The organism is Flavobacterium sp. H4147, from assembly GCF_029360735.1.
Lineage (GTDB): Bacteria > Bacteroidota > Bacteroidia > Flavobacteriales > Flavobacteriaceae > Flavobacterium > Flavobacterium endoglycinae.
This window is the reverse complement of the sequence record NZ_JARKNB010000001.1, coordinates 1,388,341-1,412,651: the sequence shown is the minus strand read 5'-3', so window position 1 is coordinate 1,412,651 and position 24,311 is coordinate 1,388,341. Positions and strand designations below refer to the sequence as shown.

Below are 24,311 nucleotides of genomic sequence, written 5' to 3'. Positions count from 1 at the left end.
CTTTAGAAAAAAAATTCGACAAATAAAAAAAGCGAGACCTAAATCTCGCTTTTTTAACATTCTTCATTGTTTTACTTTTTACTTGACTCCAAATTATTCAACCGATTTTTCAAGTTTAGTATTTCTTTATTTTGATCAATTACATATAAGGTCAATTCTTCAATCTTTTGTAAGAGCTTAGCGTTCATCTCTCCAAGATTAATCCCATTTTTCAACACCTCTTGTTCACTTGGAATATCTGCTAAATACCCTTTTTCTTGAATATGCTTCTCCACTTCTTGTAACGTAGGTAAATCATAATCCTTTTTAAAGACGAAGTCTGCCCAACCTGTAGCCAATACTTTCACTTCTCTTGAAGCGATTGAACCTTCAACAGCCAGCTTATGTGTACCTGTAGTAGCTGTTCCAATACCTAAACTTCCATTAGAATTAAGAGTCATTTTTCGTGCTCCGTATGAGTCCCATGCAAAAAGAGGTCTTGTTACTACAGATGTAGTACCCATTCTTGAATCAAACACCATAAGTGGGTTAGTACCATTATCATTACTAGCATCAATGCTTCCTGTTATATAAAGAACTGATCTATTATCGCTCATTTTATAACCTTCAATAGTTGGAAGAAATTGATTCCCAGTATTTGTTCCGTTAGAAATTTTTAGATAATCCTGAGAAGCGTCGCTTACAGTTAATTTCATTAATGTTTCGGCACCTGTTACTGCAGTACTTTTAATTTCTAAATTAGCAGATGGTGTTATTGTTCCAATGCCAACATTTTTATCACTTCCTACTGTAAAAATCGGACTTCCCAAGCCATAGGCAACATCTAGATAAGCAAAACCAGAAATATCTCTAGCTTTAAAATTCCATGGCCCAGCGGTATGTCCATATGGCTGTAAAGATAACCGAACAATCTCTCCAGCCGTATTTGCAGCCGCTTCTTGTTTTCCTATTTTTAAACTGGTATCAAAATAAACATTCCCATTTGTAGGATAAGTATTTTGACAAAAAATACTCTTTACACTAAACATCATAATTATTACCGCAATCTTTTTCATTTATCTTTTAGTTATTTTTAAATTTTAAATACACTCTTTTAACAAACAAAGATATTTTTTTTAATGAATTTATTATGAAAAATAATGGATTGTTAAAAATAAAAAAAGCGAGACCTAAATCTCGCTTTTTTAACATATATAGTTTACATAATTACTATTCTACGGTAACTGATTTTGCCAAGTTACGAGGCTGATCGACATTACATCCTCTCATAACTGCAATATAATATGAAAGCAATTGTAATGGGATTGTCGTAATAAGTGGTGACAATGCATCTGAAGTTTCTGGGATTTCGATTACATAATCCGCTAATTCACGAACTTGAGTATCACCTTTTGTAACAACAGCAATAATTTTTCCGCTTCGTGACTTAATTTCCTGAATGTTACTTACGATTTTATCATAATGCCCTTGTTTCGGAGCAATTACAATTACTGGCATATGCTCATCAATTAAAGCAATTGGACCGTGTTTCATCTCCGCAGCTGGATATCCTTCTGCGTGAATATACGAGATCTCTTTTAATTTTAAAGCACCTTCTAAAGCAACTGGAAAATTATATCCTCTACCTAAGTATAAACAGTTTGGCGCATCTTTAAATGCTGCTGCAATTTCTTTTGCTCTGTCATTTGTTCCCAAAGCCTCGCCTACTTTTTCTGGAATCAATTCTAATTCCTGTAAATAAGCATGGAAATCAGGGTTTGACAAAGTTCCTTTTGCTTTTCCTAATCGAAGCGCAATCATAGCCAAAACAGTAATCTGTGTGGTGAAAGCTTTAGTAGAAGCTACTCCAATTTCCGGACCTGCATGTGTATAAGCACCTGCATGGCTTTCTCTTGAAATAGATGAACCTACTACGTTGCAAACGCCAAAAACAAATGCGCCGTTTTCTTTTGCTAATTTAATCGCCGCCATAGTATCTGCCGTTTCTCCAGATTGAGAAATCGCAATAACTACATCATTTTTATTAATGATTGGGTTTCTGTATCTAAATTCAGAAGCATATTCTACTTCAACTGGAATACGCGTAAATTCTTCAAAAATATACTCAGCAACCAAACCTGCGTGCCATGAAGTACCACAAGCTACGATTAATATTCTTTGCGCATTTAAGAATTTTTCAAGATTATCCTCAACACCTGCCATTTGAACAATTCCTTCATTGGCATGAAGTCTTCCTCTGTAAGTATCTTTAATTACACTTGGCTGCTCATAGATTTCTTTAAGCATAAAGTGATCATAACCTCCTTTTTCAATTTGCTCCAAATTCATTTGAAGTTCCTGGATATAAGGATCTACTAAAGAATCATCTTTAATTTTTCTAATTTTAAGCGGCTTGTGTAATCTGATATTTGCCATTTCACCATCTTCAAGATATACCGCATTCGAAGTATATTCGATAAATGGAGATGCATCAGAAGCAATGAAATATTCGCCTTCTCCTACTCCAATTGCTAATGGGCTTCCTAATCTTGCCGCTACAATTTCGTTTGGATTTTTTTTGTCGAATACCGCAATCGCATAAGCACCTACAACCTGATTTAAAGCAATCTGAACTGCTTTACCTAATTTAATATTTTCTTTCTTTTGAACTTCTTCTATTAAATTTACTAAAACTTCTGTATCAGTATCAGATTTAAAAGTGTAACCTCTTTTGATTAATTCTTCTTTAAGAGGTGCATAATTTTCGATAATTCCGTTGTGGATAATTACTAAGTCGCCAGAATTTGAAAGATGTGGATGGGAGTTCACATCATTTGGTACACCGTGCGTCGCCCAACGCGTATGTCCAATTCCAATATTGCCGCTTGTTGTTAAATTATCACTTGCTTTAGTTTCTAGATCAGAAACTTTTCCTTTTGTTTTACAGAGTTTAATACCTATTTCGTCATACAACATAACGCCGGCACTATCATATCCTCTGTACTCAAGACGCTTTAATCCTTTTATTACAATAGGATAAGCCTCTCGATGACCGATATACCCAACAATTCCACACATATATTTATTATTAATTTGGTTTCGTATAGTAAACCTCGAGTCTCAGTCTCTTATCGTAATTAGAGTCTCCAGCAGGAATGTTATTACCAAATAAAATGGTTCCCGACGGATTGACTACTGATGCTCTCGGTACTTCAGAAATGACATCATTTTTAAGCTTCAGCTTGTTTGAAGTTACAAGACTGATGTCATCCATAACAACTAATCCTAATTTTACATTAGTTGCCGTTGTTGTTTTTATTAGATTACGAATATGATTTGTAAGTCTGATTTTATAGCTGGTTCCTCTTTTAGTCGTGGCATCAACATTTATAATACCTCCGTAGACTACTTTTGACATTCTTGAATCGGTAGTAACACTCGAGCTTCCATCTGAAGTATAGTCTAAAATAGGAACATTATTAGTAAGGTCGTACAAATAAACCCTTTTTGGCTCTTTAGCCTTGATATTATCTGTACCAACAGCATTCATTTTAGTGGCATCTATAGTAAAAACTAAATTAGCTTCGTTTACTTTCCAGCCATTATCTCTGATTTCTTTTAATTTAGAAGCAAAATCATTCAGCTCAATAACTGCCAGCGAACCTTGCCCTCCTTTTAAATATAATCTTGAATCCCCCGTTGTTTTATTTCTCGCTGTTAATGCATCTTGGTATTCCGTTTTTTTAACTTCCTGAAGAAGGTTAACATTGCTTCCCGTTAGATTAATTACAATTGAACGGTTTTCTTTAGTATCACCATCTGTCGTGATATCTGTTTTAGCTTTATAATTAATGGTAATTTTTCCTTTTGAAAAATCCATTAAAGCCATATTTACAGGATCTGCTCCAGATTTTGCTACTTTAAAGTATAATCCTCTGAAATATTCCTGAAAAACATCGGCTGCAGAAAGTTTAGAAGCAGCGGCTTTTAAAATTTTATCTTGAAAAAATGCCTTATTCAAATTTAAACGCATTTCAGGAGCTGAATACGTATATGTATATTTTTTAGATGAATCATCATAAGTAGAATCCTTCTTTTGTGCTACATCAAAAAAGAATTTAGTGTTTTGTTTTACATCGGTAGAATCGTTTAGCTTTACCCCTAAATGACCTTCAAAATCCGGAGTTTGATCCGTATAATACATTTGTGTCAACTGACTTCCGTTATCATAATAAGAACTTCTCATTTGATAAGTAGACTCATAAATACTTAAATCAAGCCTTCCTTTATCTGCTGGAGTACCATAAATAGAATCTAATTGATAATTATAACCTCCTTTTTCATTTACAGATATAGTATGGCTGAAGTATGGAATACTTAAAATTACATTCTTAATTACAGGCTCTTCTCCAATTGAAGGAGCATAAGCAGAAAGTGTTACTTGTGTATTATAATTCGCTGTTGTGGTTCCAAAAACTGGATCTTCATAAATCCCTAATTTATTTATAGTTAGAGAATTTGACTGAACTGGTGTTACCTCTTGATTATAGGCTACCACATCATACTTTTCAGACTCAAGACCAAAATGATCATCACCAATCAAATCATCACCAATCGCATTAAAATCTTTATCGCAAGAACAAAAAAGAACAACTGTTGCAGCAAATAGAATTTTCTTAAAAAAAGAAGTATTATACATATTTAATAATAAAGTTAAATTTTAAAGACCAAACGTTCTATAGAAATTTGTATACGCTTCAGCGAATGCATCTTTCGTGGCGAAAGGTAAAAAAGGTTTTCCTGAAGATTCTATAAATTTTGTTAAACTTGAAGAAACATTTGGTGAGGCAATTACTACACCATCAGAATGCAGGATACTCGCTTTTAAAATATTCTCATAATTTGGCACTTCGAGATCCGCCACAGATTCGTGCGGCACACCATCAAATTTAACTTTGTTGATCATCTCTAGATCTAAATTTTCATCAAAAGATTGACCATAAACTGAAGTAATGATTTTAGTATCATTAAATAATGCTTCGTTTTTGTAGTAATGCTTCATGTAAATTGGAAGCATAGCCGCAAGCCATCCGTGAACGTGAATAATATCTGGAACCCAGTTTAATTTTTTTACAGTTTCGACTACACCTTTTGCAAAAAAGATGGCGCGTTCGTCATTATCAGGATACAAGACACCTTCTTCATCGGCAAAAGTAGCTTTACGTTTAAAATATTCATCGTTATCAATAAAGTAAACCTGAATTCTTTCTTTAGGAATCGAAGCTACTTTAATAATCAATGGCATATCTAAGTCATTCACTACCAAATTCATCCCTGAAAGTCTAATCACCTCATGCAATTGATGTCTTCTCTCGTTGATATTTCCATATCTTGGCATGAAAATTCTTATTTGTCCGCCCTGATCATTAATCATTTTAGGAACGTCATAAGACATTAAAGAAACCTCATTTTCAGCCAAATATGGCACGACTTCAGATGATACGTACAATATCCTCTTATCTTTCATAATAGTATTTTACTTAATTTTTGGTAATAAAAACGTCGCAAAATTACAAAATTTTATGCAGTTTATAACTAATATATTATGTTTGCACTAAATTTTAATAATACCGCCATGCATATTTTCTACAGTAAAGCAGCGTTGATAGCGTATTTAAAAACTATCAAAACCGCAAATTCAACCATTGGATTTGTCCCAACAATGGGAGCTTTACACCAAGGGCACCTAGCTCTAATGCAGCGATCACTTAAAGAAAACGACGACACAGTTGTAAGTATATTCGTAAACCCAACACAATTTAATAATCCTGAAGATTTAGAAAAATATCCTCGTACTCTTGAAGAAGATGTAAAGAAAATGAGAGGTTTAAGCGACAAAATGATTCTTTATGCTCCTACTGTGGATGACATTTATGAAGGACATACTGTTTCGCAGACATTTGATTTCGATGGTTTGGAAAATCAGATGGAAGGAAAATTTAGACCAGGACATTTTAATGGTGTGGGAACAATTGTAAAGCGATTATTCGAAATCGTAACTCCGACCAATGCTTATTTTGGAGAAAAAGATTTCCAGCAGCTCCAAATTGTTAAAAAACTAGTTGAGAAAAACAATCTTCCGGTACATATTGTAGGCTGTCCTATTTTTAGAGAAGATAATCAGCTGGCGATGAGTTCTCGAAACGAACGTTTGACTCCCGAAGAAAGAAAAGAAGCGTCGATTATTTATAAAACCCTGACCGAAGCCAAAGAAATATTCCAAAACGGTACACCTGAGGAAACCATCAAATTTGTAGAAAATGCTTTTAAAGACAACGAAACATTCGAACTTGAATATTTTGTAATTGCTGACGAATCTACATTATTACCTATCGATCATAAGATAAAAGACAAAAACTACCGCGCCTTTATAGCGGTATTTGTTAATTCTATAAGGTTAATAGACACCATTTCATTAAATTAAATTACCTTTGCTGCATGCAAATTCAAGTTATAAAATCAAAAATTCATCGAGTTAAAGTAACTGGAGCCGATTTGAACTATATTGGCAGTATTACTATTGATGAAACTCTGCTCGAAGCCTCAAACATTATTGAAGGCGAGAAAGTATCTATTGTTAACATTAATAATGGAGAGCGTTTTGAAACTTACGCTATTAAAGGCGAAAAAAACTCAGGCGAAATTACCCTTAACGGTCCGGCTGCCAGAAAAGTTCAAAAAGACGATATTATTATTATCATTTCATATGCTACTTTGGATTTTGAAGAAGCTAAAACCTTCAAACCATGGATCATATTTCCTAATGAAAACGATAATTCGTTAACATAACCTTTTTCTTTACTTTTATTCTTCATTTGTCAAAAAATATTTTTTGTACAAACAGATTTTCTTTTGCCATAATCGAAATAAATCTGCGTAAGAAATCATTGCTTTTTTTCATCCCCAAAATCTCAAAAAGCAAATAAAGTATTATATTGCCATACAATTTTCAATACTTTTTAATTCACTGAAATGCCACAAATCATGAAAAAAGTTTACCTGCTGATTATTTTAATTTCCGCATCTGTATTTTCCCAGAAAAAATTTGACAACATTCAATCTGAAAAACTGGGAGAAGAAAGAAGAATAACCATTGGACTTCCTCCTTCTTATGATGCAAAATCAGATAAAAAATATCCAGTTTTATATTTATTGGATGGAGATTATTTATTTGATCCGTTTTCGGGTGCTGTAAGTTATGGATCATATTGGGATGATATTCCAGAAATGATCATCATTGGAATTCATCAAAATAAAGACGAAGAACGTTATGATGATACTACTATCGATCAAAATGCAGGATTACCTTTTGAAAAAGGAGCAAAATTTTTCGAATTTATAGGTGCCGAACTTATTCCATATATAGAAAAAAAATACCGCACTACGCCTTTCAGAATTATTGCGGGACATGATGTAACAGCAAGTTTTGCTAATTTTTATTTGTATAAAGAAATTCCGCTTTTCAATGCCTATATCTGTTTAAGTCCAGAATTGGCCCCAAAAATGGAAGTTCGTATTGCCGAAAAGTTTGCCAAAATACAAAAACCAATATTCTATTACCTTTCTGCTGGAGAAGGTGATATCAAAAAAATAAAAGAACCGATTGAAAAATTAAACGGAAATATTAAAATTGCTAATAATCCGTTAGTGAATTATAAATATGAGGTATTCAAAGGTGCAACACATTACACAGAAGTTTTACACTCTATACCAAGTGCGCTGTATCAGATTTTTGAAATTTACAGACCGATAAATTCTGCTGAATACAATGATAAAATTGCCGTTCTTCAAGAAGGTTATGCAGAATATTTAGAAAAAAAATATACTGACATGTCTGAAGTTTTAGGAGTTCAGATTCCAGTTCGAATGAGCGATTTTAAAGTAGTAGAGAATCTTATTTTAAAAAGAAATGCTTACAGCGAACTAGGGAAAATGGCTGAAATAGGAAATGTAAATTACCCGAAAGCCATGTTGGGAGAATATGAATTAGGATTAATGTATGAAAAACAAGGCGATCCGAAACATGCTTCAAAAAAATACCAAAACGCTTCACAAATGGAGCCAATTGGGGATTTGAACAAAGATTTGATGTATGAGAAAATTGACGAAATGAATACGCTTGCTAAAAAAACCAAATAATGTCAAAAGTTAAGACTTCCTTTTTTTGCCAAAACTGCGGCACCCAATACTCCAAATGGCAGGGACAGTGCAACGCATGTAAAGAATGGAATACTATTGCTGAAGAAATTATTCAGAAGCAGGAAAAAGTGGCTTGGAAAAGCGAACCCACTTCAAGCAGTAAAGCTCCAAGACCGTTAAAAATAAACGAAATTGATTCGGCACAGGAAATTCGAATGGATACAACTGACGGCGAATTAAATCGTGTTCTTGGCGGCGGAATTGTTCCTGGATCTTTAACTCTTCTGGGCGGTGAACCCGGAATTGGAAAAAGTACACTTTTACTTCAAATCTCCTTAAAATTACCCTACAAAACGCTTTATGTTTCCGGAGAGGAAAGTCAGAAGCAGATCAAGATGCGCGCTGAAAGAATCACACCAAACAGCGACAACTGTTACATCCTGACCGAAACTAAAACACAAAATATTTTCAAGCAGATTGAAGCCATTCAGCCTGAAATTGTCATTATCGATTCGATTCAAACACTGCATACAGATTACATTGAATCGACCGCTGGAAGTATTTCCCAAATTAGAGAAACAACAGCTGAACTCATCAAGTTTGCCAAAGAAACCAACATTCCCGTTATTTTAATTGGACATATTACCAAAGATGGAAATATCGCTGGACCGAAAATTCTAGAACATATGGTCGATACGGTTCTTCAGTTTGAAGGCGACCGCAATCATATCTATAGAATTCTTCGTTCGTTGAAAAACCGTTTCGGGTCAACATCTGAACTTGGAATTTACGAAATGCTTGGAAGTGGTTTACGCGAAGTAAGCAATCCGTCGGAAATATTAATTTCTCACAAAGACGAAGAATTATCAGGAACTGCTATTGCCACAACACTTGAAGGCATGCGTCCGTTAATGATCGAAATTCAATCTTTAGTCAGCACAGCCGTTTACGGAACACCACAAAGAAGCACTACAGGTTACAATGCCAAAAGACTAAATATGATTCTGGCTGTTCTTGAAAAAAGAGCTGGTTTCCGTTTAGGTGCAAAAGATGTTTTCCTGAATGTAACAGGTGGAATTTCTGTTGACGATCCTGCAATTGATCTTGCTGTTGTCGCTGCGATTTTATCATCAAATGAAGATATTCCGGTTGGAAAAGGTTTTTGTTTTGCTGGCGAAGTCGGACTTTCTGGTGAAATCCGTCCCGTAAACCGAGTTGACCAGCGTATTCAAGAAGCCGAAAAATTAGGTTTCGACACTATCTTTGTTTCAAAATACAATAAAATAGCTTTAAAAAATACGGGAATCAAAATTGAGCTTGTAGCTAAAATTGAAGATGTTGCAAGCATACTTTTTGGCTGATTTTTTTTTCGCCACGAATTCACAAATTAATATAATATAATTCGTGAATTCGTGGCAGAAAACCTACCCTCAAAAAATTAAATATTGTAAATTCAACATTATGAATTTTCCAAAACAAAAAATATTCAAAGCTTTAAAAATATTGGCCGTAATATTGGTTCTGCTTTGCATTGCATTATATTTTTTCAGAAACTCGCTTTTAAAACAGGCTATTGCCAAAGTAACACACAAAATGGCCGTGAGTTACAATAGTGACTTTTCCATTAAAGAAGCTTCTTTTGACGGCTTATCCAGTATTAAACTTACCGATGTCGTATTAGTGCCTAAAAATGCTGATACCCTTTTAAAAATCAAAAACCTTGAAACCAGTGTCAGTTTAAGCAGTTTGCTAATTGGAGATGTTCAGGTTGGAACTTTAAAAATCAACAACGGTTATGTGCAATTAGTGAAAAAAGGAAAAATCAAAAACTTTGATGCTTTCCTAAAAAGAGACCGAGATAATTCAGAAACCAACGAAAAACGCAAATACGGTGCTTTTGCTTATAGAATCATTTCTAAATTGCTGAATCTGGTTCCCACTGATATGAATCTGGAAAACTTCCAGTTCAAAATTGACGACAATGGAAAAAAGACTTCTATTGCTGTAAATAAATTGGTTTTAAGCAACAAACAGCTAGAAACAAGCATTCACGTTGTTGCAAAAGATTTTGACCAGCGCTGGAACTTAAAAGGATTTGCTGATCCGAGGAACCAAAAAGCTGATATTCGTTTTTTCAATTTAGATACTGGAGCCATTCGTGTTCCTTATCTGGATGAACGTTACAATCTAAAAGCAAGTTTTGACTCGATTCGTCTGAATGTTCAAAATATTGATAAAAGCGGCAGTGAGTTTCATCTTGACGGTTTTACTTCTATCGTAAATTTAAAAATCAATCACCCGAAAATCGCGAGCAAAGATGTTATCATCAAAAATGCCCGTTTCGATTATCGCTTTTTATTAGGAGATGATTTCATTTCGATCGACAGCACTTCAACAATGCAGTTAAATAAGATAAAACTGCGTCCTTACATTTCTTACAATACGGAAAAAGATACCGTTTATACTTTGAAAGTTGATATTCCGAAAATGAAAGCGCAAGATTTTATTGTTTCCCTTCCTGATGGTTTATTTACCCATTTTCAAGGAATGCAGGCGACTGGAAATTTCAATTATAAACTGGACTTCAAATTCAATAAAAACAAACCGAACACGCTTGTTTTTGATAGTAAACTGAACAAAGAGGATTTACGAATTACCAAATATGGCGAAGCCGATTTAAATAAACTAAACGGCGAATTTGTCTATCGTGCGATTATTCAAAATGTATTACAGCGGCCAATTTTGGTTGGAAATGCCAATCCGAATTATACGCCTTTAGACCAAATGTCTCCTTTTTTAAGAAAATGTGTGCTGACTACCGAAGATCCGTCGTTCTTCTCACATCGCGGATTTATTAATGAAGCTTTCAAGCAATCTATTCTGAAAAACATCAGAACCAAAAAATTCTCTCGCGGTGCCAGTACGATCAGTATGCAGTTGATAAAAAATGTCTTTTTAACTCGTGAAAAGACGCTTTCGCGAAAGCTGGAAGAAATACTTCTTGTTTATATTCTAGAAAACAACCGAATTGTAAGCAAAGAAAGAATGCTGGAGGTATATTTCAACATTATCGAATGGGGACCAAACGTATACGGAATTGGCGAAGCAAGTCATTTTTACTTCCAGAAAAGTCCAGCGGCTTTAAGTTTAGACGAATGTTTGTATCTAGCAACCATTATTCCGAAGCCGAGAAAATTCATGTATCAGTTTAACGATCAAGGAAACTTGAAAGATTATGCGGTAAAGAACCAAAAATTCTTAAGCAATTTAATGTTACGCCGTGGTCTTATCATTCCAGATGATACTATTGGCCGACTTCCGGTTTATATTTCGGGAAATGCACGTTCGTTATTACGAATCAAAGTTCCGGATTCCACTGCCATTCAAAATGATTCTCTGTCTACAGACGAATTTGATTTGTAACGATTGCTGTCAAATTTAACCGCAAAGTTCGCAAAGGATTACGCAAAGTTCGCAACGTTTTTTTCGGAAAGCTTTGCGAACTTTGCGTTTATAGTAAGTCCAGCTGAAAATAAAATCTTTGCGCTCTTTGCGGTAAAATGTACACAGTTTATTTGAAGTTTTTAAGAAACTCTTCTTTGTAAGTGGGCGAAACTTCGATTTCTGTTCTGTCGTTTAAGGTGACGATTCCGCCTTTATTATATGATTTTACACAATTGAGATTGATAATATGCGATTTGTGAACGCGAATAAAAGGCAAAGGCAGAATTTCTGAAAAATGCTTCAGAAATCGGCAGACCATTTTCTTGGCTCCAGTATTTAAATACAAATCGGTGAAATTTCCATTGCCACGAAGTCGTACAATATCTTCCATTTTCACCACTTCAAAACCTTCTAGCGTTGGCAGAATAACTTGTTGTTTCTCTGGTTTCTGTTCGTGAAAATTCTCAACAATAATTTTATTTCGGTTGAAAATTTCATGATTTAAAATCTGATGATGCACTTTGTTTACCGCAATAATCAGTTCTTCGATGCTAATCGGTTTTAAAAGGTAATAAGCCGCACTTTGGTTTAAAGCACGAAGTGAATATTCAGAAAAAGCAGTTACAAAAATGGTTTCAAACTGAAGATCTTTGCAGGCTTCCAAAACATCAAAAGCATTTCCAAAAGGCATTTCTACATCTAGAAAAATCAACTGTGGTTTAATGTCATGCAACAACGGAACAGCTTCTTTGATATTCTGCGCTTCACCAACAACCTCAACTTGCGGACAATATTTGCTCAAATAATTTTTAAGCACTTCGCGTGCTGCCAATTCATCTTCGACAATTACACTTTTTATTTTCTGCAAAGTCATCATATTTTGTCAATTAATGGAAAAACAATTCGAACAATCGTGCCGGATTCTGGTGCTTCTTTTTCTGAAATCGAAAACGAAATATCCTTTTTATACAATTCATTCAAAAGGTCAATTCGTTCTTTCGTATTGTTCAAACCGCGTGATTCGTAAATTTTCTGATTGGTTGTTTTGAGTTCACGGCTTTTGGTTAAACCAATTCCGTTGTCTTCAATTATCACATTAATCTTTCCGTTTTTGTACTCAAATCGAAGCGATAAAAAGCCTTTTTTATCCAAATAACGTAATCCGTGCCAAATAGCATTTTCCAGATGTGGCTGCATAATCATATTCGGAACAAAAACTCTTTCGGTATCGAGCGACTCATCAACCACAATTTCAAAATCGAATTTATCCAGGAAACGCAAATGTTCTAAGTCCAGATATTTCTTTAATTGTTCGACTTCTTTATCCAGCGAAATAAAATCTTTATTGGAATTTTCCATCATATTTCGCATCAAATTCGAATAAGAAGTCAAATATTTATTGGCTTCCAATTCTTTATTTTCGGCAATAAACTGATTGACACTGTTCAAACTATTGAAAATAAAATGCGGATTCATTTCACGACGCAATGATTGCAAAGCGATTTCTTTGTTTTTAATTCGGATGGAATACAACGCTTTTACGATGAAAAAAAACAAAAGCAGCAACAAACCAATGGATCCTAAAAGGAAATAATTGAAAGAGTTTTTCTTCGAAATCAATTCGTCTTTTAAGACCTTTTCTTTTTCAAGCTGTCGGATTTTATCTTCTGTAATCTGAAAAGTTTTGGCATCAATTAAAGTTGTATCGGATTTGATTAATTTTTCGAAATTATTAAAAAACTGTTCATACAAAGCCATACTTTCCTTGTCTTCTCCTTTTGTTTTATAATATTTGATTAAAGACGACAGACTCTTTCTGGCTTCGGTTGAATTTCCTTTTTGAAAAGATAAATTGTAAGCTTCTTTTAGAGACGAAATGGCTTTTTCTGGTTCTTTCTTTTCAAAATAAAGCGACGCCAGCGATTGCAGCTGTTTTATTTCGGTCGTAAAATCGTTATTGGTTTTGGCATCTGCAAGTAGTTTTTCGCTAATGGCAAGCGCTTTATCAAACTGATTATCGGCCACATACACTTTTGCGATTTCATTTTTGATCTTAACTTCTTCTGGCTTGTCTTTAGCGTATTTTAAAGCTTTTTTATAACTTTCAATTGCTACCGCTTTGTCATTTAACTGCAACGAATTTTCTGCTTTTTGAACATACGCTTTACTGACTTCTTCGGCTTTTTTTTCTTTTTTCAGCAATTCAATATTCGAATCTACATAAGTGGTCTGGCTTGCCGGATTGGATTGATTTCTGAGTCGGTTTGCATCGTTCTGGTTTATTTTCTCTTCAGATGCATCTTTGGTCAGCGAACCTGCCGCTTCATAATTTTTTATAGCCGAATCGAAGTTTTTCTGGTCTTCCTGAACTTTCGCCAAGCTTCTGGTAACTCGGGTTTTATCTTCGGTTAGTTTTAATTTGGTATACGAATTTAAAGCTCTTTTAAAATATTCTTCTGCTTTTGCATTATCGCCTTTACTTAGAAAATCATTGGCTAGTTTTTCATAATTAAACGCAATTTTCGCTTCATCGTTTTCATCTAAAGATTTCGATAATTCTTCAGCAGTTTTACTGATTTTGGCTTTACTCTTCGGTACACTTTTTTCAGGAAGCGACTGCGCAGTTATTTCTTGAGGAAATAAAAACGCTAAAAAAAGCAGACTAAAAACAATTAATACATGACGTTTCACAAACAAGTTATTTAGAAAGTGTAAAGTAACTTAATTTCAAATTCCTATCCTATCGCATTCACCAAGTCAAACGGCTTGTTGACCCATTGTCTCAAAAATACGTTTTTTCGATCAATACTTTTACCTCGTAATCTTAAAACCATCATTATGAAAAAACTATTTTACGCTTCTTTTATTCTTTTTTCTCAGTTCATTATTGGACAAGTTTCTGGAAATGTCAATTATCAAAATCAATATTCTCCTAGCAATACGATTGATATTGGTTTTCCAACTAGCGAAGGCATTGTAGCCAGTGTAAAAGGACTTGCGAATGTTAAAGCAGATTCATACATGGCAATTTTCAGCATAACTCAAACGGGTAAAACTACCAAAGAAGTGAATGAATTACTTGACCAGAGAATCAATAAATCGCTTGAAGAGATAAAGCTTAAAAAAGGTGTTGAGACTTTTGTCGATATGATTTCGTTTGTTCCGGTGTATGAATATGAGGTTGAAAAAAAGGTGTTCAGCCGTAAAACGTATAATGAAGTTCCGGTGGGATTTGAGTTAAAGAAAAATATTCACATAAAATTTACCGATCCAAACTTGCTGAATGATTTTATTTCGATTTTATCCAATCATGAAATATATGATTTAGTGCGAGTTGACTATTTCTCCAATGCGTTGGAAACCATCAAAAAGGAAATGATGAACAAAGCCAAACTGCTGATTCAGGAAAAAATCAAGAACTATGAACTTCTCCTTGGAGAAACATTTACAAACGTAGAAAAAAGAATCGCCGATGGTTTTGCTGTTAATTTACCCGTAGAAATGTACAAATCGTATGAAGCGTACAACAGTTCTTCTTTAAACTTAAAAAAAGCAGCAAATGTAAATCAAGCCAGTAAATCGACTACGCTTTATTATCAGCCTGTGTTTAATAAAGAATTCGATTTTATCATTAATCCAGCGGTTTTGGAACCTGTTATTCAAGTACAGTATGAAGTAAAGATTTTCATTAACAGGGAAAAAGAAAAGAAACAAGCTGCCAAAGCAGATAAAGAATTTATTCTGATTACTCCAAATGGCGATTTAAAACCTATTAATGTCAATTCTCCAAAGCAAACCTATTAATCTATAAAGTTTCACCAAGTCGAAAGACTGTTTCACCATTTGTCCAAAAAGTGCGCTTTTTTAGTTTTTAAGTTTGATTTATAATCATCCAATTAAAAACTAAAATTATGAAATCAAATCTTTTTATAACAGCACTTTTGGCTTCGTCAATATCTTTTGCAAGCTGTAATTCTTCGAATGCGAAACCCATAAAAAATACTGAAATCGAAAAACCAGATTCGGCTGAAACGACTAAAATTCAGGTTGCTCTTTTATTGGACACTTCTAACAGTATGGACGGGCTAATCGATCAGGCGAAATCGAGATTATGGAACATTGTAAATACTTTGACCACTTTAAAATACGAAGGAAAAACGCCAGATATCGAAATTTCTTTATACGAATATGGAAACGACGGTTTATCTGAAAGGTCAAATTACATTAGACAAGTCACGCCTTTATCGACCGATTTGGATTTGATTTCGGAAAAATTATTTGCTTTAAGAACCAACGGCGGAAGTGAATATTGCGGTGCCGTAATTCAGGATGCGACCAAAGAACTAAAATGGTCTACAGAAAGCAACAGTATGAAACTGATTTACATTGCAGGAAATGAAGGATTCGATCAGGGAAAAATCAGTTATAAAGAAACTATTAGCGATGCCTTAAAAAATAATATTTATGTGAATACTATTTTCTGTGGCAACAAAACCGAAGGCATAAATACATTCTGGAAAGATGGCGCCGACCGCGGAAAGGGAAAATACTTCAACATCGATTCCGACAAAGCAGTCCAATACATTGCAACGCCATACGATGAAGAAATTGCCAAATGCGATGAAAAAATAAACAAAACCTACATCAATTACGGTTCTAAAGGAGCCGAGAAAAAAAGAAACCAAGTAATGCAGGATCAGAATGCCAAAAAAGTTTCGGCTTCTAATTATACAGATCGTGCGGTAAGCAAATCAAAAGCGGTTTACAAAAACGAAAGTTGGGATTTGGTTGATAAAGTAAAAGATGATGCAGGCGCTATTTCTAAAATACAGAAAGAAGAACTTCCGACGGAACTTCAAAACAAAACTACTGCTGAAATTGAAGTATTCGTAAACGAAAAGAAAAAAGAAAGAGAAACAATCCAGAAAGAAATTAGTGTTTTGGCAAAAAAACGTCAGCAGTATATTGATACAGAAGCTAAAAAAACCAAAACTCAGGATGATTTGGGAAATACGATAAATTCTTCTATTCTGGCTTTCGCCAAAGTAAAAGGCTATACGGTTGAGAAATAAGAATCCTGATGAAAACGAGAATTTTATTTCTGCTCTTTACGGCGATTCCGTTGATTTGTTTGAGCTGTGAAAATAAAAAAGAGAAAACGATAAAAACTAAAACTTCAAAACCGATTTATTCCTATGAAGAGAAACTAAAAAGTGAAATAACTGAAATCAGGAGTTTTTTGGGGAAATCTCCGAAATACAATTCAGATGTGGCGCTGTTTTTAGATATGAAGATAGAATCTGGAAGAAATCGGTTTTTTGTTTATGATTTGAAAAACAACAAATTACTTAATAAAGGTTTGGTTGGACATGGTTCTGGTTCAGAAACAGGAATTCAAGGCGAACTAAAATTTAGTAATATCAAGAATTCAAATTGCAGTTCGTTAGGCAAATATGCCATTGGCGGTTCTTATATAGGAACATTTGGAAAAGCCTACAAATTATACGGTTTGGACAAAACCAACAGTAACGCTTTTGATCGCAATATTGTGCTTCACAAATACTCCGAAATTCCGTTTGATGAACAACCTTATCCAATTTGCAACAGCTTGGGATGTCCAATGGTAAACGAAAAGTTCTTCGGCGTTCTCGAAAAACTAATTGACCATTCTAAAAAGAAAATCATTCTGGTCATGTATTATTAACTCATTGGGTGTAATTAAAATAAAATCATTTTTAACACATAGAAACATAGATTTTCGGTTCAAAAAGAGACTGTAAGAAACTCGTTTCCACATATAGATAAGCTATTGCACTTAAAATAAGTGAAACGCCTTTTTTTAATCTTAAAAAGACTCTATTTCATTCTGTTAAAAAACAATTCCAACGAATTAAATATCTTTCCTAATAATCTAAACTCAATCTTATGAATAAAAAAGTAATTCTATTCATCGTACTTTTAGTTGGCGCTTTCGCGAAAGCACAAAAACCAATCTTCACAACAGCAAAAGTGAAAGCCGCAACAGTATATTTTAATGCCGCCGAAATTTCGCAGACAACAAGCATTACACTGCCTGCTGGAACAAGTGAAATTGTCATTAAAAATGTGGCTTCGTATTTAAATGAAAATTCGGTCCAAATTGGCGCTCCGGCAAATGTGACCGTGCTTTCGCTTCAATTCACCAATAATTATATTTCAGAATACGAGACAGATTTGAAATCGCCTTTAATTAAAAGAGTAAATGATAGTATTGTTTTGATTGAGAAAGAACTTCAAAAAGTAAACAATACGATTAATTCTGAAAACAAAACCATGCAACTGCTGGATCGAAATCAACAAATTTCGGGAGTAAATTCTGGATTAAATGTAGCCGAATTAATGAAAATGGTCGATTATTATAAAAACAAACAAATCGAAATTGCCAATAACATCAATACATTAACCGATAAACAGAAAAAACTAAATGAAACACTTGAGAAACTCAATAACAAACTTGAGTTTGATACCAACAAAGAAGAACGAACTTCATCAGGAAAATTAATTGTCCAGGTAATGAATAGTGCCGCCGGAATTGTTCCGCTAGAGATTTCCTATTTAACACAAAGTGCTTCTTGGAATCCTTTTTACGATTTGCGTACCGAAAGTGTAAATGCTCCAATCAATATGGTTTATAAAGCACAGGTTGTTCAAAACAGCGGTATCGACTGGAAAAAAGTTAAACTGACTTTATCAAGCGGTTATCCGAACCAAAATAATCAAGCTCCGATATTAAGTTCTTGGTTTTTAAGAAACAATGTAAATTATGGTTATAATCAAAGAGCTGCTGCCAACCAATTGCAAAGTGCTATGGGAGTAATAAAAGAAGAAGCAATTCAAGATGTGGTTATATCTGCGGCACCGAAGATGAAAAAATCTTCTGTTTCCGATTTTACAACTGTTGCAGAAAACCAGCTTAATATTGCTTTTGATATTGATATTCCGTATGATATTCTTTCTAACGGAAAAGTACACAGTGTTTCCTTAAAAGAAATCAAACTTCCGGCAACGTATAAATACTACGCAGTTCCGAAAGTAGAAAATGAAGCTTTCCTTCTTGCCGAGATTGCCGATTACAGCAAATACAATTTATTGCAAGGCGAAGCCAATATCATTTTTGAAGGAATGTATGTTGGAAAAACTTTCATTGAACCAAATCAGACTTCTGATACTTTAAATTTAAGTATGGGACGTGATAAAAAGGTTTCGATTAAACGCGAGAAAGTTGCCGACAAATCGGGAACTAAATTTTTGTCTTCTAGAAAAGAACAGACTTTTACTTATGACATAACTGTTCGAAATAATAAAAAAGAACCGGTTGAGCTTTTACTAAAAGATCAATATCCGTTAACAACCAACAAAGAAATCGAAGTGGAATTGCTGCAAAGTGACAGCGCAAAAGTAAATGCTGAAACTGGAATTCTAACTTGGCAATTACAGCTGAAACCAAATGAAACCAAAAAGATCAGAATAAGTTATCGTGTAAAATATCCTAAAGATCAGGTTTTGAATTTATAAAATCTTCCCAAAAACAAATCCCGATAGTTGTAAAGCTATCGGGATTTTATTTTTATTTAATTTGCAAAAAACCTTAAGGCGCTGGATCTGGAATTATAGCCTGCACAGCATCAATTTCTGCTAAGATTTGTTTTGAAAGTACAATATCAATTGTGTCGATGTTTTCTTTTAATTGTTCTAAAGTGGTTGCTCCAATAATTGAGCTTGTCAAAAATGGTTGCTGCAATACAAATCCCATTGCTAATTGCGTTAATGTCAAACCGTGCTTTTTAGCGATTTCCTGATACAATTTTGTTGCTTCGGTACATTGGTCGCTATTGTAACGTTTGTATTGCGGAAAAAGGGTAATTCTCGCTTTTGGGTGAATTTCTCCTGTCAAGAATTTCCCAGTGAGAACTCCAAAGGCTAAAGGCGAATATCCCAATAAACCAACATTTTCGTATTTCGAAACTTCTGCTGAATTCACTTCAAACAAACGGTTCAATAAAGAATACGGATTTTGAACGGTTTTGATTCTTGGCAGATTGTTGTATTTGCTTTCTTCTAAAAGACGCATCATTCCCCAAGCATTTTCATTTGAAACCCCAATATGTTTGATTTTACCTTCTTTGATTAATCCGTCGAAAGTTTCTAAGATTTCTCTGAAGTTATCCTCCCAAACATCATCATGTCCGTGAAAAGCGCGCGTTCCGAAATTATTCGTTTTTCTTTCCGGCCAGTGCATTTGATAGAGATCGATATAATCAGTCTGCAATCTTTTTAAACTGTTTTCAACTGCGTATTTAATACTTGCAGGAGAAAAATCCAGCTTCTCGCGCATATACCCAAAATTCGGATTTGGTCCTGCAATTTTAGAGGCTAAAACAACTTTATCTCTGTTTCCTGATTTTTTAAACCAGGTTCCAATAATTTTCTCTGTGCTCCCGTAAGTCGCTTCACTCGCAGGAACCGAATACATTTCGGCTGTATCGAAGAAATTTACGCCTCTTTCAAGAGCATAATCCATTTGTTCGTGGCCTTCGGCTTCCGTATTCTGCTGTCCGAAAGTCATAGTTCCCAGACAAATTTTACTAACTTTTATATCGGTGTTTGGTAATGTAGTGTATTTCATTTTTTCTTTAGGTTCAAAGTTGCAAAGAAGCAAAGGTACAAAGTGATTTTTCAAATCGAAATGTGAGAAAGGTTAAAAAAAGTACAAGATTTTTACACCTTTCTGCAAGGTTTCTCAAACCTTGTAGGTATTTATAAATTCAAACAAAAGCTAAACCTACAAGGTTTTGAAAACCTTGCAGGATAAAAATTCCAAAAATCGAAAAAGTAAAAAAGGCTCAAAAGTAAAAACCTTTGAGCCTTTGCATCTTAGAACCTTTGTCCCTTAGTTTATGCTATTCAACATCTCAGCAATTTCGTCTAATCTTGGAGTTAAGATAATTTCGATTCTTCGGTTTTTAGCTTTTCCTTCTGGAGTTGCGTTACTTGCCAAAGGAGAGAATTCGCTTCGTCCTGCTGCTGTTAATTTTTGTTTGTTGATTTTTGGGTTTTCACTTAAAATTGCTACGATTGCTGTTGCTCTTTTAGTCGATAAATCCCAGTTGTTTGCAATTGGTCCAGAACCCGCATATGGATCATCATCTGTATGACCTTCAATTAAAACGGAAAGATCTGGATTATCACCTAAAACTTTTCCAAGTTCTACAACGGCTTTTCTACCTTCTGTTCCCACTGCCCAGCTTCCTGAATTGAAAAGTAATTTGTTTTCCATAGAAACATATACTTTTCCGTTTTTATGTTCAACTGTTAAACCTTTACCTTCAAAACCTGTTAAGGCTTTCGATAAAGTTTCTTTCAGTTTACGCATGGCTTCTTCTTTGGCAGCGATCATATCCTCAAGTTCTTTTAAACGACTTGCTGTTTTGTCTAAACGAGCTTGTTCATCTGCAAGAGCTTTACCTTTTGCTTCTAATTGCGCTAATAATTCACGGTTTTTAGCCAAGTTTTTTTCTAATGCATCGTTACTGTTTTTTTCCAATGCATTATAAGAATCCTGTAATACTTTGTATTTATTTTGAGCTGCGGCTAAATCTGCTTTTTGTTTTGCCAAATCATCATTAGCACTTGCTAAATCTTTAGTCAGTTTATCACGATCAACTTCTAATTGATTCTTTGCTTTCTTTAAATTTTCATTTTCGTCAGCGATAGAACGGTTTTCTTTTTTTAGATCTGAATATTTGGTTTCAAGATCATTGTAAATCTTTTTGGATACGCATGAAGTAGCTGATAATGCTAAAACTACTAATCCGATGGAGGCTTTTTTAATCATGTTCTTTTTGGTTTTATTAGGGGCGTATTAATACTCTGGATCATGTTCGAAGAAATTGAGATTCAATATTCTTCAAACCGCAATTCTTTCAACAAGAACAATACCAAACTTTTATTCAATCTCGACTAAAACCGGACAATGATCTGAGTGGACTGCATCTGGAAGAATAACCGCACGTTTTAATCGATGCTCCATTTCATTACTCACCAAATTGTAATCGATACGCCAGCCTTTGTTATTGCCTCTTGCTCCTGCTCTATAGCTCCACCAAGAATAATGATGCGGATCTTTATTAAAATGACGGAAACTATCAATGAAACCTGATTTCATAAACGCATCCAACCAAGCACGTTCTGCCGGTAAAAACCCTGAAACAGTCTTATTTCGAACGGGATCGTGAATATCGATTTCTTCATGGCAGATATTATAATCACCACAAATAATAAGATTCGGAATAGCCAATTTCAATTCGTTTATGTAAGCCTGAAAATCATCCATAAACATAAATTTATGATCTAATCTCTCAATATTTGTTCCTGATGGAAGGTACAAACTCATCACCGAAACATCTTCAAAGTCTGCACGAAGGTTACGTCCTTCAAAATCCATATGATGAATCCCGGTTCCATACACTACTTCTTTGGGTTCAATTTTAGATAAAATAGCAACACCGCTATATCCTTTTTTGGTGGCCGGATAATAATATTGGTACGGATAACCTGCCGCAGTAATATCAGCAACAGGAATCTGATCTTTAGTTGCTTTTATCTCCTGAAGGCAGATTACATCAGGGCTTGCCTGTTTCAGCCATTCGATAAAACCTTTGGTAATTGCAGCACGGATTCCGTTTACATTATAAGAAATAATTTTCATCAGTTAGTCTTTTTTAGGATTTCAAATGTAATAAAAATGTGGAAAGTTTATAATCGAATCTTCGAAAAGTAGAGTTTTTTGTTATCTTTGTTCGCTGCTCTAATAATATTAAAAATAGTACATGGGTTTAGTTACCGCGAAAGAAGTTGCAAAAGCAATAAATGTTGAAAAGTACGGAGTTTTCGGTACGTTTTCTGGCTGGATTCTTATGAAGGTTCTTAAGATCTCTACCCTTAATAAAATTTACGATCGCAATAAACATTTGGAAGATCTTGCGTTTTTGAACGGAATTTTGGATGAGATGGAAATCAAATTTGAAATACCGGAAGAAGATTTAAAACGTCTGCCGAAAGATGGTGCGTATATTACTATTTCTAATCATCCGCTTGGAGGAATTGATGGAATTTTATTATTGAAATTAATGCTTGAAAGAGAGCCAAATTTCAAAATCATTGCCAATTTCTTATTGCATAGAATTGTTCCGATGAAAAAATACATTATGCCGGTTAATCCTTTTGAAAATCACAAGGATGCTAAATCGAGTGTAATTGGTATTAAGGAAACGTTACGTCATTTAAGTGATGGAAAACCTTTAGGAATTTTCCCTGCCGGGGAAGTTTCGACTTATAAAGATGGAAAATTAGTAGTCGATAAGCCTTGGGAAGAAGGCGCTTTAAAACTAATCAGAAAAGCCAAAGTACCAGTTGTTCCTATTTACTTTCATGCAAAAAACAGTAAATTATTCTACTGGCTTTCTAAAATTGATGATACGTTACGTACTGCCAAATTACCATCTGAGCTTTTAACGCAGAAAGATCGTGTGATTAAAGTCCGTATTGGAAAACCAATTTCGGTTAACGAACAAAATGAAATCGAATCTTTTGAAGAATATTCAGAATTCTTAAGAAAGAAAACCTATATGCTTGCCAATCCTTTTGAAAAGGATACCAAATTGATTGATACCGCAACCGCAAGTCTTAAGATTACAAAAGCACCTAAAAAGATTGTTACGCCTGCAAATGAATCAAAATTAATTGATGAAGTTCAGGCTTTAAGAAATAGCGACAGTAGATTTCTACAAAGTAAAAACTATGAAGTTTTCTTTGCGAGCGCAAAAGAGATTCCGAATATTTTACATGAAATTGGACGTTTACGTGAAATTACTTTTCGTGAAGTGGGCGAAGGAACCAACGAATCTATTGATATAGATGAATACGACCAATATTATCACCATATGTTTTTATGGGATGATGAAACCAAAAAGATTGCCGGAGCATATCGTATGGGATTGGGTTCTGAGATTTATCCGAAATACGGAATTGAAGGTTTCTATCTAACCGATCTTTTCAGATTTGAACCGGAACTTCACGATATGATGCACAAATCGATCGAAATGGGACGTGCCTTTATCGTAAAAGAATACCAGCAGAAACCAATGCCATTGTTCTTATTGTGGAAAGGTATTATTCATACTACTTTGCGTCATCCAGAACATAAATATTTAGTAGGCGGTGTAAGTATCAGTAATCAATTCTCTGATTTCTCTAAATCACTGATGATTGAGTTTATGAAATCAAACTATTACGATCCGTATATTGCACAATATATTCATCCGAAGAAAGCTTATAAAGTAAAACTAAAAGACGCTGACAAAGATTTTATCTTCGATGAAGCGGAATCTGACCTTAACAAGTTTGACAAAATCATCGACGAACTGGAACCAGGAAATTTACGTTTGCCAGTTTTAATCAAAAAGTACATCAAGCAAAATGCGCGTGTAGTAGCTTTTAACGTCGATCCATTGTTCAATAATGCTATAGACGGTTTAATGTACATTAGAATCGCAGATATTCCTGAAAGCACCATGAAACCTGTAATTGAAGAGTTTCAGATTGAATTGGAAAAGAAATTATCTGAGAAAGAAGATTAAGCACCAAACTAT

Annotated in this window: 19 protein-coding genes; 10 read left to right on the top strand and 9 right to left on the bottom strand. The window is 34.3% G+C overall.

What is annotated here, in order from left to right:
* Positions 1–71: 71 nt before the first annotated feature.
* From P2W75_RS06220 to P2W75_RS06205, 4 genes are all read right to left on the bottom strand, one after another.
* Positions 72–1,055 carry a hypothetical protein gene (locus P2W75_RS06220; RefSeq protein WP_276379560.1) on the bottom strand — a complete coding sequence of 328 codons (984 nt, stop codon included), beginning with the start codon at positions 1,053–1,055 and terminating at the stop codon, positions 72–74.
* Positions 1,056–1,209: 154 nt separating this feature from the next.
* Positions 1,210–3,057 (bottom strand): glutamine--fructose-6-phosphate transaminase (isomerizing), encoded by a 1,848-nt coding sequence (gene glmS / locus P2W75_RS06215; protein ID WP_276379558.1) that lies wholly within the window; start codon positions 3,055–3,057, stop codon positions 1,210–1,212.
* A 10-nt stretch (positions 3,058–3,067) separates the two neighbouring features.
* On the bottom strand, positions 3,068–4,678 hold the full coding sequence (locus P2W75_RS06210) for a DUF4270 domain-containing protein (RefSeq protein ID WP_276379556.1): 1,611 nt from the start codon (positions 4,676–4,678) through the stop codon (positions 3,068–3,070).
* Positions 4,679–4,699: 21 nt separating this feature from the next.
* Positions 4,700–5,506, bottom strand: coding sequence for a glycogen/starch synthase (locus P2W75_RS06205; RefSeq protein WP_207298624.1), 807 nt, complete (start codon positions 5,504–5,506; stop codon positions 4,700–4,702).
* 78 nt (positions 5,507–5,584) lie between these two features.
* Here P2W75_RS06205 and panC point away from each other — a divergent pair, with 78 nt between their 5' ends.
* From panC to P2W75_RS06180, 5 genes are all read left to right on the top strand, one after another.
* The gene (gene panC, locus P2W75_RS06200; protein ID WP_276379554.1) at positions 5,585–6,463 is read left to right on the top strand and encodes a pantoate--beta-alanine ligase; all 879 of its coding nucleotides are present in this window, start codon (positions 5,585–5,587) and stop codon (positions 6,461–6,463) included.
* A 14-nt stretch (positions 6,464–6,477) separates the two neighbouring features.
* Positions 6,478–6,828: an aspartate 1-decarboxylase gene (gene panD / locus P2W75_RS06195; RefSeq protein WP_008465481.1), complete on the top strand. Its 351-nt coding sequence runs from the start codon at positions 6,478–6,480 to the stop codon at positions 6,826–6,828.
* Positions 6,829–7,023: 195 nt separating this feature from the next.
* The gene (locus tag P2W75_RS06190; RefSeq protein ID WP_207298622.1) at positions 7,024–8,178 is read left to right on the top strand and encodes an alpha/beta hydrolase; all 1,155 of its coding nucleotides are present in this window, start codon (positions 7,024–7,026) and stop codon (positions 8,176–8,178) included.
* The gene (radA, locus tag P2W75_RS06185) at positions 8,178–9,539 is read left to right on the top strand and encodes a DNA repair protein RadA (RefSeq protein WP_207298621.1); all 1,362 of its coding nucleotides are present in this window, start codon (positions 8,178–8,180) and stop codon (positions 9,537–9,539) included. The genes P2W75_RS06190 and radA overlap by 1 nt, the downstream gene beginning before the upstream one ends.
* Before the next feature lie 100 nt (positions 9,540–9,639).
* A complete protein-coding gene (locus tag P2W75_RS06180; RefSeq protein ID WP_276379516.1) occupies positions 9,640–11,601 on the top strand; it encodes a transglycosylase domain-containing protein in 1,962 nt (653 codons plus the stop codon).
* A 148-nt stretch (positions 11,602–11,749) separates the two neighbouring features.
* Here the strand turns inward: P2W75_RS06180 and P2W75_RS06175 are convergent, their stop codons facing one another.
* Positions 11,750–12,496 carry a LytTR family DNA-binding domain-containing protein gene (locus P2W75_RS06175; protein WP_276379912.1) on the bottom strand — a complete coding sequence of 249 codons (747 nt, stop codon included), beginning with the start codon at positions 12,494–12,496 and terminating at the stop codon, positions 11,750–11,752.
* Positions 12,496–14,313, bottom strand: coding sequence for a histidine kinase (locus P2W75_RS06170; RefSeq protein ID WP_276379515.1), 1,818 nt, complete (start codon positions 14,311–14,313; stop codon positions 12,496–12,498). Before P2W75_RS06170 ends, P2W75_RS06175 begins: the two co-directional genes overlap by 1 nt.
* A 147-nt stretch (positions 14,314–14,460) precedes the next feature.
* On the opposite strand from P2W75_RS06170, the gene P2W75_RS06165 reads away from it, so the two are divergent.
* The 4 genes from P2W75_RS06165 to P2W75_RS06150 all read left to right on the top strand — a co-directional run bounded on the left by P2W75_RS06165 (position 14,461) and on the right by P2W75_RS06150 (position 19,176).
* Entirely contained in the window at positions 14,461–15,426 is a 966-nt protein-coding gene (locus P2W75_RS06165; RefSeq protein ID WP_276379514.1) for an SIMPL domain-containing protein, read from the top strand.
* Positions 15,427–15,533: 107 nt separating this feature from the next.
* The gene (locus P2W75_RS06160) at positions 15,534–16,694 is read left to right on the top strand and encodes a hypothetical protein (RefSeq protein ID WP_276379513.1); all 1,161 of its coding nucleotides are present in this window, start codon (positions 15,534–15,536) and stop codon (positions 16,692–16,694) included.
* Between the two features lie 8 nt (positions 16,695–16,702).
* The gene (locus tag P2W75_RS06155) at positions 16,703–17,326 is read left to right on the top strand and encodes a murein L,D-transpeptidase catalytic domain-containing protein (protein ID WP_276379512.1); all 624 of its coding nucleotides are present in this window, start codon (positions 16,703–16,705) and stop codon (positions 17,324–17,326) included.
* Between the two features lie 221 nt (positions 17,327–17,547).
* The gene (locus tag P2W75_RS06150; protein WP_276379510.1) at positions 17,548–19,176 is read left to right on the top strand and encodes a DUF4139 domain-containing protein; all 1,629 of its coding nucleotides are present in this window, start codon (positions 17,548–17,550) and stop codon (positions 19,174–19,176) included.
* Between the two features lie 73 nt (positions 19,177–19,249).
* Here the strand turns inward: P2W75_RS06150 and P2W75_RS06145 are convergent, their stop codons facing one another.
* The 3 genes from P2W75_RS06145 to P2W75_RS06135 all read right to left on the bottom strand — a co-directional run bounded on the left by P2W75_RS06145 (position 19,250) and on the right by P2W75_RS06135 (position 22,369).
* A complete protein-coding gene (locus tag P2W75_RS06145) occupies positions 19,250–20,287 on the bottom strand; it encodes an aldo/keto reductase (RefSeq protein ID WP_276379508.1) in 1,038 nt (345 codons plus the stop codon).
* Between the two features lie 264 nt (positions 20,288–20,551).
* Positions 20,552–21,496 carry a flagellar motor protein MotB gene (locus P2W75_RS06140; protein WP_207298613.1) on the bottom strand — a complete coding sequence of 315 codons (945 nt, stop codon included), beginning with the start codon at positions 21,494–21,496 and terminating at the stop codon, positions 20,552–20,554.
* Positions 21,497–21,607: 111 nt separating this feature from the next.
* On the bottom strand, positions 21,608–22,369 hold the full coding sequence (locus P2W75_RS06135; protein ID WP_207298612.1) for an exodeoxyribonuclease III: 762 nt from the start codon (positions 22,367–22,369) through the stop codon (positions 21,608–21,610).
* Positions 22,370–22,490: 121 nt separating this feature from the next.
* Here P2W75_RS06135 and P2W75_RS06130 point away from each other — a divergent pair, with 121 nt between their 5' ends.
* Positions 22,491–24,299, top strand: coding sequence for a lysophospholipid acyltransferase family protein (locus tag P2W75_RS06130; RefSeq protein ID WP_207298611.1), 1,809 nt, complete (start codon positions 22,491–22,493; stop codon positions 24,297–24,299).
* Positions 24,300–24,311: the final 12 nt, after the last annotated feature.